We start from the raw sequence: 15,764 nt of genomic DNA on the forward strand, positions 1-15,764 counted from the left end.
CTATTCCTTATTCAATAAATCGTCAACGATTTTACTATCAATTGGGTCAGTTTCATCATCGACTTTTTCCAAAATATTGTCGCCTTCTTCTGTACCATTGAAACGAACATTGCTTTCGATCCAATCACGACGAGGCTTAACTTTATCACCCATCAAGGTAGTAACTCGGCGTTCGGCTAAGGCTGCATCATCGATATTAACCCTGATCAAAATTCGATTCTCTGGGTCCATCGTCGTCTTCCAAAGCTGATCAGCATTCATTTCACCTAAACCTTTGAAACGTTGTAGGTCGTAGCCTTTACCCATTTGCTTAATGTCAGCCTGTAGTTCATCAGGTGTCCAGGCATATTTAATTTGGGTCTTGGCACCTTTACCCTTTTGTAGTTTATACAGTGGCGATAAAGCGATGTAGACGTGGCCAGATTCAACTAACGGTCTCATGTAGCGATAGAAGAACGTTAACAAGAGAATTTGAATATGTGAACCATCATCATCGGCATCGGTCATGATGATCACCTTGTCATAGTTACGGTCTTCCAACTTAAAGTCAGCTCCGACACCAGCACCAATTGTATAGATCATTGTGTTGATTTCTTCGTTTTTGTAAATATCTTCCAGTTTAGCCTTTTGCGTATTTAAAACTTTTCCTCGCAAAGGTAAGATGGCTTGGAATTTCCGATCGCGGCCTTGTTTAGCAGAACCACCAGCGGAATCCCCTTCGACCAAGAACAATTCATTCTTATCGGCATTCTTAGATTGAGCCGGAGTTAATTTACCAGACAATAAACCATCGGTCTTTTTATTCTTTTTGCCACTCCGAGTACTTTCACGAGCTTTTCTAGCAGCATCACGGGCTTCACGAGCTTTTAAAGCCTTCTTGACCAACATTTGAGCCTGCTCACCATTTTCTAACAAGTAGAAACTCATCTGTTCGTATACTAATTGATCGACCGCTGAACGGGCTTGTGGCGTACCAAGTTTGCCTTTAGTTTGACCTTCGAATTGTAAGATCTCTTCGGGAATGCGGACCGAAATGATAGCTGACAAACCTTCTCGAACATCACTACCTTCGAGGTTTTTGCTATTTTCCTTGAGAAGCCCAACTTTACGAGCATAATCGTTGAACGCCTTCGTCAAACCAGATTTCATTCCGACTTCATGTGTCCCACCATCAGCTGTTCGAACATTATTGACAAAGGAGATAATATTTTCCGAATAACCGTCATTATATTGGCCGGCAAATTCGATCTCAATCTCTGAATTAGTTCCTTCAACGTAAAAAATGCCCCCTAAGACATCTTTGTCTTCGTTGAGGTACTTAACAAATGATTGAATACCATCCTCATAATGGAAAATATCTTGTTTTTCTTCTTCACCACGTTTATCTGTAATCGTGAATTTGACACCTTTTAGCAAGAAAGCTGATTCTCTCAATCTTTCAGCTAAAGTATCATAATTAAACTTTGTGGTTTGGAAAATACTTTTATCTGGTTTGAAGCTGATCGTCGTACCAGAGTCTTCTTTAGTTGTTCCAGTCTTTTTCAACGTTCCCACTGGATGACCACCGTTTTCGAAACGTTCCTCATAAACTTTGTGGTCACGGACAACCCGGACAGTCATCCACTCCGAAAGCGCATTCACGACTGATGAGCCGACACCGTGCAAACCTCCAGATGTTTTATAACTGTTCTCAGAGAACTTTCCACCAGCGTGAAGTACGGTTAAGATAACTTCGATCGTTGGCTTACCAGAAGCATGCATCCCTGTTGGCATCCCACGTCCATGGTCAACTACAGTAATACTGCTGTCCTTGTTAATTGTTACATTGATTTCTTTACCAAATCCTGATAAAGCTTCATCGACCGCATTATCAACGATCTCATAGACCAAGTGATGTAATCCACGTGAATCAGTGGAACCAATGTACATACCAGGTCTTTTTCGTACGGCTTCTAGTCCTTCAAGGATTTGAATCGACGAATCATCATAAGATGATTTTGGCATTTATATCATTCCTTTTCATTTACTACTCTTCCAATATTCTAGTATTATAACACTATTCATCTTATGCGAATGTACGTTCGCTTTCAAGAGAAATCTTTTACTTTTTCTAGAAATAGTGGATAATATCTAGGTTGGTATTTACATTTCCTTTAAAACACCATAGAGTTACAATATACCAAAAAAATAAAGCTAAGAGAGTGATTTTTTAATGAAACTTCTCATTTGTGTAATTTTAGCCTATCTAATCGGCTCATTTCCAACCGCATATCTCGTTGGTAAAATATTTTTCCATAAAAATATCTTCGACTACGGTAGTGGAAACGTTGGGACAACTAACGCTTATCGGGTTTTCGGTAAAACTGCTGGGACGGTCGTTTTAGTGATCGATATTTTAAAAGGAACCTTAGGCGCATTGATGCCAGTTTTCTTTGGTCTTAACCGTCACTTGATCCTATTCGTCGGTATCTGTGCTGTTATCGGACACTGTTATTCGATTTTCCTCAAGTTCCGTGGTGGTAAAGCTGTTGCTACTAGTGCAGGTATTTTACTAGCATACAATCCACTGTTGTTTTTGATCTGCTTTATCTTACTAGCAAGTATCGTTTACGTGACTAGCATGGTCAGTGTTGCTAGTTTAACGACGATCTTAGTCTTCACCATTATGACCCTCTTCTTGCATGACTGGATCTTAACCACTGTCGCTGTAATTGTTACTGTCATTATTTATTATCGTCATATTCCTAATATCAAGCGACTTTTGAAAGGTCAAGAGAATCTGGTTCCAATTGGTTTACGTTATAAAAAGCAACAAGCAAAGGCCAACGAAAAAAATAAATAAGGAATTTTTAAGCAAAACTAAAATTAGTTTTGCTTTTTTTATAATATCAATACTTTTAGGTACTGTTACTGATAGAATGAGTTTAAAGCGTTATCAATATGGGAGGAGTCAGTTATGGATCACAATAATAATTTGCCATCCAGAACGCAATATCAACGTTCTTTGCGACGCAAAAAACAACATTTCTATCAAAAATGGTGGTTCTGGACCATTATCGTCTTAGTTCTCTTAGCTGGAGGAGGCGTAACTGCGATGAAATTGACCGCTACTGGTCCTTTCCATACCACAACCAAAGTCGCTAAATCGACCAAGTCAAGTCAGAACAAGTCTAAACAGACTAAGGTAAATAAATCTGGCGTAACTTTTGCTCAATACAGTGGAATTTATCTGAATGAAGCTCAAGGTACACCTGTAGAAACCGTTGAGAGATTGCTCGGTAAAGCCGATTCAACAAGTACTTCTAATGCCAACAACACTAAAATCCAAACTAAAACTTGGAATAAGATTCAAAATGGTGGCAACGGCTCAAATCTAAAAGTCAATTTCATCCATGGGCGTGCTGTTAGTAAAGTCTTGAATGGCTTAAAAGTCACTCGTGATAAGAAGTTGGGCTTAGATGCTTACATGTCGATTCAAAATGGGATGCCTGAAAGCACTATTTTAAATAACTTGGGTAAACCTAACAGCTATAGCGAATCACTCAACAATAATCAGCTATCAAAGAGTTACACATATAGCACAGGCATTTCTGGCAAGACAGGAGCTCAATTCACCGTCAAGTTCACCGATGATAAGGTCAGTGGTAAAACTCAATCAGAACTGCAATAAAGCTTAATTTGAGCCATCGGTTATTTAACGTCATTCACTTCGGTGAGTGACTTTTTTTTTGCTTTCAAAAGTCTGATTGACAAACGCCGTTCTCATATCTGAATACCTCAAGTGTTATATTGTTATTAATGGATTTAAATAATATTCAGGATATGGGGGATATCAGGATGAAAAAAATTATCACATCAGCTCTACTAATTGCTGCTACCCTTTCACTAGTAGCATGTTCAAATAATAGATCAGCTAGCTCTTCAACTGAAAAAAAAGATAAAACTACCGCCGTTGCCAAAAAGACAGTCACCAAAAAGAAGACTCCTGCAGCTAAGAAAAAGACTGCAAAAAAATCTACTACATCCAACCAACCTGCAAATGATCAGAATAATAACCAGCAAAATAATTCTAATCAACAAGTTCAGAATCAGACCTCTGATCAATCGCAACAGGCAACTAGTACAAATACTAATGCTCAGCAACAAAGCGCTCAGAACTCGCAACAACAGTCAAACGGTATTTCATATGATGAGAATACTTTAAGTGGTTTCATCAATAAATACGGTGAATCTCCAGCCGCTTACAAAGTGGACCATGGTATGTCACAATTACAAGCTTTACAAAGTACGCCTGATGATATGAAAACCTTTGGCGAAAAACAGACCCAACAAGGCATGGAAAAGGGCTATTTGAACCCCGATGGTAGTGCTGCTAACCAATATGGCTATTAATATTTGATAATGAAAAAACTACAAAATAAAGCCTCAACATTCTTAATGAACGTTGGGGCTTTAAATATGTGTTGTTTAAATTTACGAAAAAACGTAATACTACTTAACGCTGATTGAGAAGTAAGCTTCAAATTGTTCTTTAGGAGCTAACTTATTGATTGCGTATTTATTCTTAAAGTCATTATCTGAGTCAGTCTTATCAGCAAGTCCCCACCATGGTTCGATACACATGAACTTACCATTGTCGTCAGGATATGTTGACCACATACCGAAGAATTTAGCGTTTCCGGTATCCAAAGTTAATTTGTGATCAGATTTTGGACTAGAAATAGTTACTTCTGCCGGTGCATTCAAACGATAAACTACAGCGTCATCGACGAAGTAGTCACGTGTCATTGGGAAGTTTTGATTGTCGACTTTCTTTTCGCCATTCAAATCAATCAAATGGTTGTCAATTGGAATATGAGTTCTAGTTTCAACCGGATCAACTTCAACTTGATAGTCTTCAAATTGTAAATCCTTGTCAAATGGTACCTCAAAGCCTGGATGTGCTCCAATTGAGAAGTACATGTCGTCTGATTCTTCCAAACTATCAACTAAATATAAGATCTGTACAGTATCTTTAACTAGTTGATAAATAATTCTTAACTTAAAGTGATATGGATATTTTTCCAAGCTGGCTTCGCTCGTAGTTAAGCTCAAAACCAATTTTGAATCAGTCTGTGAATCGAGGCTAAATTCTTGGTCACGAGCAAATCCATGTTGAGTCATCTTGTATTCTTTGCCATCAACAAAGTAGTGATCATCCTTTAGGCGACCGACAATTGGGAACAAAACAGGTGCATGTCTGCCCCAAACGTTTTTGTCTGCTTGCCAGATAAACTCTGAATCTTCATTGTTCTTGATACTGCTCATTTCAGCACCGAGTGAATTTACTTTTAAAGTTAAGAAGTCGTTCTTCAATTGATAAACTGTCATTTTTATCCCCCTAAAGAATATAACGTGAAAGATCTTGATCAGAAGCAATTTTACCAACTTGTTCGTGGACATATTCACGAGTAATGGTAATGTCGCCCATTTGCATATCAGGTCCTTCGTAAAGAATATCTGCCAAGATCTTTTCCAAGACAGTAGAAAGTCGTCTAGCACCAATATTCTGATTACTATTATTTAATTCAAATGCGATTTTTGCAATCTCTTCCACGGATTCTTTAGTAAAAGTTAAATGTATCCCATCAGCTCTTGTAAGCGCTACATATTGTTTTGTCAAAGCATTGTCTGGCTTTGTCAAAATTTGAATGAAATCGTCTTCTGTCAAATCGTTCAATTCAACTCTGATTGGGAAACGGCCTTGCAACTCAGCAATCAAATCGCTTGGTTTACTTTCAGCAAAGGCACCGGAAGCAATAAAGAGAATGTGATCGGTATCAACCGGACCATATTTAGTGTTGATTCGTGAACCTTCGACGATTGGCAAGATATCACGTTGCACACCTTCACGAGAGACTTCACCCGAATTACGTTTATCGCCAGCGGCAATCTTATCAAACTCATCGATAAAGATGATACCGTTGTTTTGAGTTCTTTCGATAGCTTTTTGATAGATCTCGTCATGGTCAACTCGCTTTTGTGACTCTTGTTGGATCAACAATTCTCGAGCTTCTTTGACTGGCAAAGTTCTCGTAATTGTCTTCTTAGGCATCAATGAATCCATCATTCCGGACATGTCGATACCCATTTGACCCATTTGGTCGTCCATTGGCCCAACTTTTTTAGACTCTTCGACCTTGATCGTAACTTCAGTGTCTTCTAGCAACCCTTTATCCAATTGTTCTTTGACAGACAAACGTTGGTCACGGACTTCATCAGTTACTTCTAAATTAGCATCTGGATCTTCATCAACTGTATCAGAGTTGTTAAAAATGTTGCCCAAACCTTGACCGCCATTTTGCATGTTATTGAGCATGCTCATAAAGTCATTGTTATTTTGGCGTTGTTCTTTTTTAACACCAGGTGCAATCAACTTAACCAAACGCTTATCGACGTCACGGCGAACTTCAGGTCTGATCTCGTCAAATTTTTCTTTTTCGACCATTGAAACGGCAACGCTGACTAAATCACGGACCATTGATTCAACGTCATGGCCCACATAACCGACTTCCGTAAACTTAGTTGCTTCCACTTTTACAAATGGAGCATTGACGATTTTAGCCAAACGGCGGGCAATTTCAGTCTTACCAACACCAGTAGGTCCAATCATCATTAAGTTCTTTGGAGTGATTTCTTGTTGCAATTTCTTTGGTACTTGCATCCGGCGGTAACGATTGTAAAGCGCGATCGCCACAGCCTTCTTTGCATCAGTTTGACCAATAATGTAATTATCTAGTTGAGCCACAATTTCTTTTGGTGTTAAAGTTTCCATTTATTTAATAATCTCCACTCTAAAATTTGTCAGAAATAATGTTATCGTTAGTAAAAATATCGATATTTGAAGCAATATTGATTGCCTCAACGGCAATTTGTTCAGCTGTCATATCTTGGGCATGACGTTGCATAGCAATGGCTGCGGCTTGCGCGAAATTACCGCCAGAACCAATAGCGACTACATCTTCGTCAGGTTCGATCACTTCTCCACTACCAGAGATCAAAAGCAAGTCATCCTTATCCATTGCGATCAACATGGCTTCAAGCTTTTGCAAAGTTGGATCTTTACGCCAATCTTGAGCAAGTTCAACAGCTGCTCGTTTTAAATTACCTGAATAAGCTTTGAGCTTCTTTTCTAGCCAGTCTTGTAAAGTGATAGCATCAGCTACCCCACCGGCAAAACCGATCACAACTTGGTCGTTAAAAATACGTCTAACTTTGTGTGCGGAACCTTTCATAATAAATTTTTCGCTTAATGTAACTTGACCGTCACCAGCAATTGCGGTGTGGCCATCATGCTTTACAGCAACTATTGTAGTCATTGATTTACCTTCCTCTTATCTTGGAAAATATTTTTTGTAGTCTTTTTGTAAATGCTCCATTGTCACATGAGTATATATCTGTGTCGTCGATAAACTGGAATGTCCCAGTAACTCCTGCACAGTCCTCAAATCTGCCCCATGATCTAACATGTGCGTGGCAAATGTATGACGTATCATATGCGGATGTATATCAGATGTCAAGCTTGTTTGCTTGATTATCTGATTCAAAATATATTCGATCCCACGACTAGTCAAATTTTTACCACGACTATTTACAAAAACATATTGATGGTCTTGATGATTCTTCGTCATCAACACTTTTCGTCCTTGATCAAAATAAACCTCTAATGCACTCTTGGCATAGCTTCCAAAAGGAACATAGCGATCCTTGTCACCTTTACCATGAATCAACACGATTTCATTAGAAAAATCCAATTGATCTAACAATAGATTAGCACACTCACTGACCCGCATGCCAGTGGCATAGAGCAATTCTAATAAAGCTGCGTTTCTTTGAGAAAGTGGATCATCCCCTTTGACTGCTTCAAAGAGTTGATTCATCTCCTTTTCATAGAAAAATCGTGGCAATTTTCGCCCTTTATGACGCAATTGCACGAGATCGAAGGGATTGGACTTAATAAACTTATTCCGAACTAAAAAGTTATAAAATGACCGCAACGCCGAGATCCGTCGAGAAACGGTCTCATCTGCATAGTTTTTTTCATCTAAATAAGTCAAATAAGTTTCGACATCGATTCGATTGATCTTCGTAAATCCATGAAAACCACCATTTTGGTCTAAAAAAGAAACAAAATTATCTATATCTTCTAAATAAGATTTTTTTGTTTCTTTCGAGTAATGATGATTAACCATTAAATTTTCGACAAATTTATCGATTAATTTTTTTTCTTTCATTTATTTCTGAATAGCCTCTTCATAATCACCATTTGGACAGATTACTTGACGGCCACCCTTAACCTTTTTCTCAACTAAGTAGTGACCATCTTTTGGACAATCACGGCCAATTGGTTTGTCCCATGAAACAAAGTCACAGTCAGGATATCTTGAACAACCGTAGAAGATACGATTCTTCTTGGATTTTCTTTCGATGACTTGACCCTTTTTACACTTAGGACAAACGACGCCTATCTCTTTAACGATTGGTTTAGTATTACGACATTCTGGGAAACGTGAGCAGGCGTAGAACTTACCGTAACGTCCCATCTTGATAACCATTGGTGCACCACAGATATCACAATCCATTCCCGCTGGTTCGTCTTTGATTTGAACTTTTTCAATCTTGTCTTCAGCAGACTCAAGTTCCTTAGCGAAAGGCTTGTAATAGCGATCTACGACTTTGACCCAATTTTCGTTACCTTCTTCGATATTATCAAGTTCATCTTCCAAATGGGCAGTAAAGTCCACGTTAACAATGTCAGGGAAGTAGTCTTGAATCAAATTATCAACGATTTCACCAAGTTCAGTCGGTTCAAAACTCTTTCCATTTAATTTTACGTAATAACGACGCTGGATCGTATCAATCGTTGGAGCATAGGTTGAAGGACGACCAACTCCGTTTTCTTCCAAAGCTTTGACCAATGAAGCTTCAGTGAAACGTGCAGGTGGTTGAGTAAAGTGTTGTGCTGGATCATTTTTATCAAGTTTAGCTTTGTCGCCTTCGGCTAATTCTGGTAAGATGTTATCTTTTTTCGAGCTGTCTGCAGCACTTTGATAAACCTTACGGTAACCTTCAAACTTGATTTTTGAACCATTAGCTCTGAACATAACACCATTTTGTGACAAATCAACTGTCATAGTATCAAAGACAGCTGGTGTCATTTGACTAGCAACGAATCTTGACCAAATCAAGCTGTACAAGCGGAATTGATCACGACTAAGGATCTCTTTAAGTGAAGCTGGAGTACGAAAGACTGATGAAGGACGAATGGCTTCATGGGCGTCTTGTGCACCTTCTTGGTTCTTATCCTTACGTTCTTTAACAATTGCGTATGGCTCGCCATATTCTTCATGAATGAACTTGGAAGCATCAGCTTCAGCTACTTTTGAAATACGTTTCGAATCGGTACGCATATAAGTAATTAAACCAACGGTACCCTCTTTGCGGCCCAGGTTGATTCCTTCATACAATTGTTGCGCAATCATCATGGTCTTTCTAGTTTTAAAGTTGAGTCGTTTGTTGGCTTCTTGTTGAAGTGAACTAGTTGTAAATGGAGCAGCTGGCATCCGTTTACGTTCCTTTTTCATCACTTTATCAATATTAAAGTCTTTTTTCTTGTCGACTTTTCCTAAAACAGCTTGAACCTCATCATTATTTTTGAGGTCAGCTTTTTTTCCGTCAAGTCCATAGAAATTAGCCTTAAATTTCTCTTTTCCGTGTTTAAAAGTTGACTCGATCGTCCAGTACTCTTCAGGCACGAATTTCTTGATTTCATTTTCACGTTCAATTACAAGTTTTAAAGCGATTGACTGCACACGACCTGCACTCAAACCTTTTTTAACTTTGGCCCACAAAATTGGTGAGATCGAATAACCGACCAAACGATCTAAAACACGACGGGCTTGTTGAGCATCGACCAAGTTCATATCGATCGAACGGGGTGTTTTAAAGGCTTGTTTAACAGTGTCTTTAGTAATTTCATTGAAGACAACTCGATTTTTATCGTCATCATTTAATCCCAATAGATGTGAAACATGCCAAGCGATGGCTTCACCTTCACGATCCGGATCGGCTGCTAAATAGACACGTTTAGCTTTTTTTGCTTCTTTTTTGAGATCTTTAATTACGGGGCCTTTACCACGAATCGAAATATATCTTGGTTCATAGTTATGTTCAATATCAACACCCATTTGACTCTTAGGCAGATCACGAACATGTCCCAATGATGCTACTACGTGATAGTTACGTCCCAAATATTTTTCAATAGTTTTTGCTTTTGATGGTGATTCCACGATCACCAGATTTTTTTGCTTAGTTGATGGCACGTAAAGTGCTCCTTTCCAATGGATCAATTAAAACTGACAATATATTAATCACAGATTTTTTCATTTGTCAATCTAAACAATAAACTGACAAGTTTAAATTTAAAAATTATTAAAGTCGATCAATGGCGTAGCGCCTTCCTCAATTAACCGGTTACATCCAATAGACAAAGGACTGTCGATTGCTCCAGGAATTGCCAGCACCTCGCGATTATTTTCTAATGCTAGATCCGCAGTGATCAGTGAACCACTGTGACGATTGGCCTCAGTCACGATAACCTTTTGACAAAGACCAGCAATGATTCGATTTCTTTGCGGAAAATGTTTACCCATCGAAGGAGTCCCTGGTGGGTACTCACTGATAACCAAACCTTTATCCATAATTAAACTTTGCAATTCCAAGTTTGACTTCGGATAAACCTGATCTAAGCCACAGCCGATAACAGCAATCGTTCGACCAGAATTATGTAAAGTATGATAATGAGCAAACGAATCAGCTCCGCTTGCTAGACCGCTCACAATAGTATAACGATTTACCAAACGTGGGACAAGCTTTTGCAAGCAACGAAAACTATAATCTGTCGCTTTTCTGGCCCCAACAATTGCAATGCAATCAGTCTTAAGTAAATCAATCTTTCCTGAAAAAAACAAGAGTGCCGGCGGATTATAAATCGTTCTTAATAATTGTGGATACTCTAAATCTAAAAAATTGATAGCTGACGGCAATTTCTGAGGTTGCACTGTTAATAATAGAAGAAACTGGTTATATTTAGCAATTCCTAATTGTTTTTTTAAGAAATTACTGACTTCCAATTCTAGATTAGCACTTTTTATAGATATTTTTATAATTTTTAGCATCAATTCATTTGAAACTATGCCAGTCATTTTGCATCTAATTAATATTTCTGTCAAATTAGCCATAAGAAAAACATCACTCCTTTGAATGAAATTACGGAATGATGTCTACTCGTGATACAATTTAACAATTTTTTTTACTGGGGCAAAACTTAACCGATGGATCTTGGTGCGACCGACAGCATCCAAAGCTTGCAAATGCTGCTTAGTACCATAGCCATCGTTTTGTTCAAAGCCAAATTCCGGATAGAGCTGACCATACATCGACATTAACCGATCTCTGGCTACTTTAGCCACGATACTTGCGGCACCGATACTTAGAGATTTGGCATCGCCTTTGATCAATTTAGTCTGTGGTATATCAACTGGTATAGTCATTGCATCAACCAAAATATGGTCTGGCTTGAGGTACAAATTGTTGATCGAATCACGCATTGTTAGTTCAGTAGCGTGATAAATATTCTCTCGATCGATTCTCTTCGGACTACCTACTCCAAGACTGATATCAAGCGCTTGATCACAAATTTGACGATACAATTCAGCACGTTTTCCTGCCGAAAGCTTCTTTGAATCATCGACTTGATAGAGCGTATTATCAGGTGGCAAAATAACCGCGGCTGTGACCACTGGCCCGGCTAATGGTCCACGTCCAACTTCGTCCACGCCAGCAACCACTTTGCCGTTATCCCAATATGGTTTTTCTAAAAACTCTTTACTGTGAAATCTGGCAATCAAAGCTTGTTGCTTACGTAATTTTTCTTGATAGCTAGCCAATAATTTTTGCACGCCAACTCTGGGATCACCAGCTAATTCAGCCAGCAAGTCAGCGGAAACATTCGTTTGACTTAACAGTGTTTTTATGTCTGAGATGGTATATTTATTCTTCATAAAACTCCCCAGGAACATCAAACGTCAAGCGGCCTAGCTTTAATTTACGCACATCATCGATGATCCGTTTAGAAGCTCGGTCATAGTCATCTTTATAGCCAAATTTCTTGGTTAAATTCATCAACAACTCTGGTGTCGTATGATTGAAGATGTCAGTATTAGTTAGTTTATAGGCTTCTTGTAATTGGTCCATATAATGCTCCTCGAGGAAGTTCAGAGCATAGATAGCTACATCATCAGCCGCATAGATTTTGTCCTTAATAGCGCCTGAAAGAGCCAATTTCATCCCTACCTTAGGATCATCTATTTTAGGCCACAAAATACCAGGAGTATCGAGTAAATCGATACCAATATTAGTTTTTAACCAATTTTGATTCTTCGTCACACCAGGCTTATTACCCGTGACGGCCACATTTTTACCGACCAGTCTGTTCAAAATGGTCGATTTGCCAACATTGGGAATACCGACACACATCGCTTTGATTTGGTAATTCTTAACGCCATTTCTTTCATAACGCTCAATCTTTTCAGAAAGTTCTGAACGAATCATACTCTTAATTTGATTCAAACCTTTATTGTGCTTGGCGTCTAGCTCAATTGAATTGGTACCTTCCTGCTCAAAATTAAGCTTCCAATCCCGGGTAACTTTAGGATCGGCCAAATCCGACTTATTCAAAATAATAATATGCTTCTTTTGGTCAATTATTTGTTCCAAAACAGGGTTTCTCGAAGAGAAGGGTAATCTTGCATCGACAATTTCAAGGACGATATCGACTAATTTTAAGCGATCCTGTACTTGATTTTTTGCCTTGTTCATATGTCCGGGGTACCATTGTAAAGCCATTGCCATCACCTGTTTTCCTCAAATTATTTTTTATCTATTTCTTGATACTTCTGATAAACCTCATCAAAAATCGTCATACTAGGCAAATAGCCAGCATTCAATTCTAAATATTCGGATAATTTTTGATAATCTTGCTCTTGTTTAGGAAAAGACGAGTCATGAAAAGCATTGTTGGCAAATTCTGCTTCTGGTTCAACGCTTTCCACATTACGAAGAGTCATTAAAAACTCATAAAAGCTGCGTCTCATTGTGGTCTCCTTCCTACTGATTATCCGTAATTTTACTATTCATCACGTCAAAGGACAATTTATTATTTTTCAAATCAATCTTCTTAGCACGGATGCCATAGCCCTCTTTGGTCGTAAACTTAGTGAATTTCAACAAAATCGATTTATCATGTCCATCGATATTGACCCATTCAGGAGTCTTAAAACTATTCTTAATATAATTCAAGACAAATGAGATTGGCAATGACAAATCTCCTATTTTCATCTCTTTAGCCTTCAGTAAAACATCACCATTAGTCTTGGCATATGGTTGCATGAGAATCGTAAAGTGAATTTTTGCGCCTAAAAAGTCAACTGAGCCGGTCAATTCGGCATCTTTTTTCAAAATCAACTGATAATCAGTTTTTCCATCATTCAAAGTATTCTTTAAATAGTACTGAGCCATTTTATTTGCTTCTTGCTTATCCATATTGACGGTAAAAACCTTGCTGCTCTTGTCGGCAATAGTGGAAGATACTTGATAACTATCAGAAGAGGAACTAAAAGCTTTGATCCCCACGTATCCAAAACAAATAACTAAGACTGCTACAAGTGTGATAAATGCATATTTCCAATAATTTTTCTTCATGATTATTTATAAAGCCACTCCTTTGTCGTTCCCTTAACCTTACTAAAAACCTTGTCTGTCATCATATCATAACCAGTTCCATTTGGGTGAAAGTGATCTTTCTGGTAAAGATAAGGATTACTGCCAGTCTTTTTGACCTTCTTAGTAATTCCTTTTGGCTGATAAAGATTATTGATATCGACAAAGTAAGTGTCATTAATCCCAGCAGCTACTTTGGCTGAGCCTTTATTCCAATTGATGAAAGCTGTCTTTGCATTTTGAACGTTGCTTAGATAAATACTGAATGGATTGTAAATTCCAATCAGATAGATCGGTGCATTTTTGTTGTAAGATCTAATATCTGTTAGTAAAGTTTTCAAACGCTTGTCAAATTGCACTTGCTCAGCTGCAATTTCGCCAGTAGTCAAATCCAATCCCTTCTTTTGCAAAAGGTGCATGAAATCATTGCCGCCAACCGTGACCGTAATGATATCAGCATCAGGAAGATCACGGTGAATATTTTTATCATTTTCGATTCTTTTCATGATCTGTTGACTAGTATCGCCAGAAACACCATAGTTATGTGACTCAGTCTTCACTTTATATTTAGTTTGAACTTTTTTTGTCAACCGAGTGACATATCCGCCACCGACTGATTTAGAATCGCCCACTCCTTGTGTCAGTGAATCGCCGATTGCAACGATACTGATTTTTTTCTTCTTAGGAATAACTTTTTTCTTAGGCTTAGTTGTCTTAGTAACTTTAGTTTGCGTGACTTGATTCTGACTGTTGCGGACAAAGTAATAGGTCCCTCCACCAGCCAAGAAGATCAAAACGATTAATCCTATAATCCAAATACTTTTTCTTTTCATTTAATAATCCACTTTCAAAAAAAAGCTGATGACATCATCAGCTTTACTCAGTATAAAATTCAATTGCAAAGGCTCCAGAACCAGCATGGGTAGCAATTACCGGACTCGTGACTCTAATCAGTAATGGGACTTCCGGAACTATTTCCGCTAATTTTGCTTTCAATTCATTGACATAATCCATATTATCAACGTAAGAAATCCCAATTGCTTTGATGTTCTTCAAACTTTTGATTTCTTCCATCACATTATTCATATATTTTTCAATTGTCTTGCGACCACGGCCACGTTTAGCAATGTCCAAACTATTATTCTTGAGTGTTAAAACCAAATTGATATTCAACAACGTTGACAAAGTTCCGGCAAAGCGACTCAAACGTCCACCACGCAAGATATTTTCAATACTAGTAACGCCCATATATAAATAAGTATGGTCTTGAATTTTCTTAATAGCTGTTTTAATTTCTTCAACCGACTTACCCGCTTGAGCCATTTTAGCAGCTTCCAAAACTTGGAAACCTTGGGCACGGTCAGTGAATTCTGTATCAATAACTTCCATGTGACGATCAGTCATCTCGGCTACTTGACGTGCTGCATTGATAGTTCCACTAATAGCAGGCGTCATGATCAAAGCTAAGATGTCAGTGTAATCTTCTGGAACTTCATCGATAATATTCATGAAAGTCCCGATTGATGGTTGAGATGTCTTGGGTAAATCTTTCGAAGAATCCATTTCTTCAACAAATTTTTCTCTGGTAATATCTACGCCGTCGACATATGTCTTATCATCTATACTGATAGTTAATGGAACAATACCAATATTATATTTCTGAATTTCCTCTGGTGTTAATTGTACCGATGAATCGGCAAGGATTTTTACTTTACTCATTTTATCCCTCTTTCATAGGGTCTTAATTCTTGATTGTTTCAATTATAACAATAATATAGCGATTTTAAAAAAACTCTTTTACATCAAGGCATACAGCCATTACTTTTTTTGACGACATAAGTTTCATTAAATAAATAATAACCCATGATCCAAATGATTGTGGGTTTCATCACTAGACTTTATTTTATCATTTATTATTCAGGTTGTTTACTGATTTTTTTATAACG

Annotated in this window: 16 protein-coding genes; 3 read left to right on the forward strand and 13 right to left on the reverse strand. The window is 38.0% G+C overall.

What is annotated here, in order from left to right:
• Nucleotides 1-2,004 carry a DNA topoisomerase IV subunit B gene (gene parE, locus ACYT32_RS08055; protein WP_395265472.1) on the reverse strand — a complete coding sequence of 668 codons (2,004 nt, stop codon included), beginning with the start codon at nucleotides 2,002-2,004 and terminating at the stop codon, nucleotides 1-3.
• Between the two features lie 208 nt (nucleotides 2,005-2,212).
• Here parE and plsY point away from each other — a divergent pair, with 208 nt between their 5' ends.
• The 3 genes from plsY to ACYT32_RS08070 all read left to right on the forward strand — a co-directional run bounded on the left by plsY (nucleotide 2,213) and on the right by ACYT32_RS08070 (nucleotide 4,392).
• Nucleotides 2,213-2,842, forward strand: coding sequence for a glycerol-3-phosphate 1-O-acyltransferase PlsY (gene plsY / locus ACYT32_RS08060; protein WP_395265471.1), 630 nt, complete (start codon nucleotides 2,213-2,215; stop codon nucleotides 2,840-2,842).
• Between the two features lie 114 nt (nucleotides 2,843-2,956).
• The gene (locus tag ACYT32_RS08065) at nucleotides 2,957-3,670 is read left to right on the forward strand and encodes a DUF3862 domain-containing protein (RefSeq protein WP_395265470.1); all 714 of its coding nucleotides are present in this window, start codon (nucleotides 2,957-2,959) and stop codon (nucleotides 3,668-3,670) included.
• A 167-nt stretch (nucleotides 3,671-3,837) separates the two neighbouring features.
• Nucleotides 3,838-4,392, forward strand: a complete 555-nt coding sequence (locus tag ACYT32_RS08070) for a hypothetical protein (RefSeq protein WP_395265469.1) — start codon at nucleotides 3,838-3,840, stop codon at nucleotides 4,390-4,392.
• Nucleotides 4,393-4,491: 99 nt separating this feature from the next.
• Here ACYT32_RS08070 and ACYT32_RS08075 read toward each other — a convergent pair whose 3' ends face one another.
• The 12 genes from ACYT32_RS08075 to ACYT32_RS08130 all read right to left on the reverse strand — a co-directional run bounded on the left by ACYT32_RS08075 (nucleotide 4,492) and on the right by ACYT32_RS08130 (nucleotide 15,537).
• On the reverse strand, nucleotides 4,492-5,370 hold the full coding sequence (locus ACYT32_RS08075; RefSeq protein ID WP_395265468.1) for an aldose 1-epimerase family protein: 879 nt from the start codon (nucleotides 5,368-5,370) through the stop codon (nucleotides 4,492-4,494).
• Between the two features lie 10 nt (nucleotides 5,371-5,380).
• The gene (hslU, locus tag ACYT32_RS08080) at nucleotides 5,381-6,814 is read right to left on the reverse strand and encodes an ATP-dependent protease ATPase subunit HslU (protein ID WP_395265467.1); all 1,434 of its coding nucleotides are present in this window, start codon (nucleotides 6,812-6,814) and stop codon (nucleotides 5,381-5,383) included.
• Between the two features lie 19 nt (nucleotides 6,815-6,833).
• Nucleotides 6,834-7,358: an HslVU peptidase proteolytic subunit gene (gene hslV, locus ACYT32_RS08085; protein ID WP_395265466.1), complete on the reverse strand. Its 525-nt coding sequence runs from the start codon at nucleotides 7,356-7,358 to the stop codon at nucleotides 6,834-6,836.
• Between the two features lie 15 nt (nucleotides 7,359-7,373).
• Entirely contained in the window at nucleotides 7,374-8,273 is a 900-nt protein-coding gene (xerC, locus tag ACYT32_RS08090; RefSeq protein WP_395265465.1) for a tyrosine recombinase XerC, read from the reverse strand.
• On the reverse strand, nucleotides 8,274-10,361 hold the full coding sequence (gene topA / locus ACYT32_RS08095) for a type I DNA topoisomerase (protein ID WP_395265464.1): 2,088 nt from the start codon (nucleotides 10,359-10,361) through the stop codon (nucleotides 8,274-8,276).
• Nucleotides 10,362-10,460: 99 nt separating this feature from the next.
• Nucleotides 10,461-11,279 (reverse strand): DNA-processing protein DprA, encoded by an 819-nt coding sequence (gene dprA, locus ACYT32_RS08100; protein WP_395265463.1) that lies wholly within the window; start codon nucleotides 11,277-11,279, stop codon nucleotides 10,461-10,463.
• 42 nt (nucleotides 11,280-11,321) lie between these two features.
• A complete protein-coding gene (locus ACYT32_RS08105) occupies nucleotides 11,322-12,101 on the reverse strand; it encodes a ribonuclease HII (protein ID WP_395265462.1) in 780 nt (259 codons plus the stop codon).
• A complete protein-coding gene (gene ylqF / locus ACYT32_RS08110) occupies nucleotides 12,091-12,945 on the reverse strand; it encodes a ribosome biogenesis GTPase YlqF (RefSeq protein WP_395265461.1) in 855 nt (284 codons plus the stop codon). The genes ACYT32_RS08105 and ylqF overlap by 11 nt, the downstream gene beginning before the upstream one ends.
• A 23-nt stretch (nucleotides 12,946-12,968) precedes the next feature.
• Nucleotides 12,969-13,193, reverse strand: coding sequence for a YozE family protein (locus tag ACYT32_RS08115; protein ID WP_395265459.1), 225 nt, complete (start codon nucleotides 13,191-13,193; stop codon nucleotides 12,969-12,971).
• Nucleotides 13,194-13,206: 13 nt separating this feature from the next.
• Entirely contained in the window at nucleotides 13,207-13,800 is a 594-nt protein-coding gene (locus ACYT32_RS08120; protein WP_395265458.1) for a YpmS family protein, read from the reverse strand.
• Nucleotides 13,801-13,802: 2 nt separating this feature from the next.
• Complete coding sequence (locus tag ACYT32_RS08125; RefSeq protein ID WP_395265457.1) at nucleotides 13,803-14,651, reverse strand: DUF459 domain-containing protein; 849 nt, start codon at nucleotides 14,649-14,651, stop codon at nucleotides 13,803-13,805.
• Between the two features lie 43 nt (nucleotides 14,652-14,694).
• Nucleotides 14,695-15,537 carry a DegV family protein gene (locus tag ACYT32_RS08130; RefSeq protein ID WP_395265455.1) on the reverse strand — a complete coding sequence of 281 codons (843 nt, stop codon included), beginning with the start codon at nucleotides 15,535-15,537 and terminating at the stop codon, nucleotides 14,695-14,697.
• Nucleotides 15,538-15,764 lie beyond the last annotated feature (227 nt).

The organism is Companilactobacillus sp. FL22-3, assembly GCF_054881455.1.

Excerpts from the sequence above, each read along its gene's own strand:
- ACYT32_RS08070 (WP_395265469.1), top strand. The coding sequence starts at position 3,838 with ATGAAAAAAATTATCACATCAGCTCTACTAATTGCTGCTACCCTTTCA.
- hslU (WP_395265467.1), bottom strand. The coding sequence starts at position 6,814 with ATGGAAACTTTAACACCAAAAGAAATTGTGGCTCAACTAGATAATTAC.
- ACYT32_RS08115 (WP_395265459.1), bottom strand. The coding sequence starts at position 13,193 with ATGAGACGCAGCTTTTATGAGTTTTTAATGACTCTTCGTAATGTGGAA.
- ACYT32_RS08065 (WP_395265470.1), top strand. The coding sequence starts at position 2,957 with ATGGATCACAATAATAATTTGCCATCCAGAACGCAATATCAACGTTCT.
- dprA (WP_395265463.1), bottom strand. The coding sequence starts at position 11,279 with ATGGCTAATTTGACAGAAATATTAATTAGATGCAAAATGACTGGCATA.
- plsY (WP_395265471.1), top strand. The coding sequence starts at position 2,213 with ATGAAACTTCTCATTTGTGTAATTTTAGCCTATCTAATCGGCTCATTT.
- ACYT32_RS08125 (WP_395265457.1), bottom strand. The coding sequence starts at position 14,651 with ATGAAAAGAAAAAGTATTTGGATTATAGGATTAATCGTTTTGATCTTC.
- ACYT32_RS08105 (WP_395265462.1), bottom strand. The coding sequence starts at position 12,101 with ATGAAGAATAAATATACCATCTCAGACATAAAAACACTGTTAAGTCAA.
- ylqF (WP_395265461.1), bottom strand. The coding sequence starts at position 12,945 with ATGGCTTTACAATGGTACCCCGGACATATGAACAAGGCAAAAAATCAA.
- hslV (WP_395265466.1), bottom strand. The coding sequence starts at position 7,358 with ATGACTACAATAGTTGCTGTAAAGCATGATGGCCACACCGCAATTGCT.
- ACYT32_RS08120 (WP_395265458.1), bottom strand. The coding sequence starts at position 13,800 with ATGAAGAAAAATTATTGGAAATATGCATTTATCACACTTGTAGCAGTC.
- ACYT32_RS08075 (WP_395265468.1), bottom strand. The coding sequence starts at position 5,370 with ATGACAGTTTATCAATTGAAGAACGACTTCTTAACTTTAAAAGTAAAT.
- ACYT32_RS08130 (WP_395265455.1), bottom strand. The coding sequence starts at position 15,537 with ATGAGTAAAGTAAAAATCCTTGCCGATTCATCGGTACAATTAACACCA.
- parE (WP_395265472.1), bottom strand. The coding sequence starts at position 2,004 with ATGCCAAAATCATCTTATGATGATTCGTCGATTCAAATCCTTGAAGGA.
- xerC (WP_395265465.1), bottom strand. The coding sequence starts at position 8,273 with ATGAAAGAAAAAAAATTAATCGATAAATTTGTCGAAAATTTAATGGTT.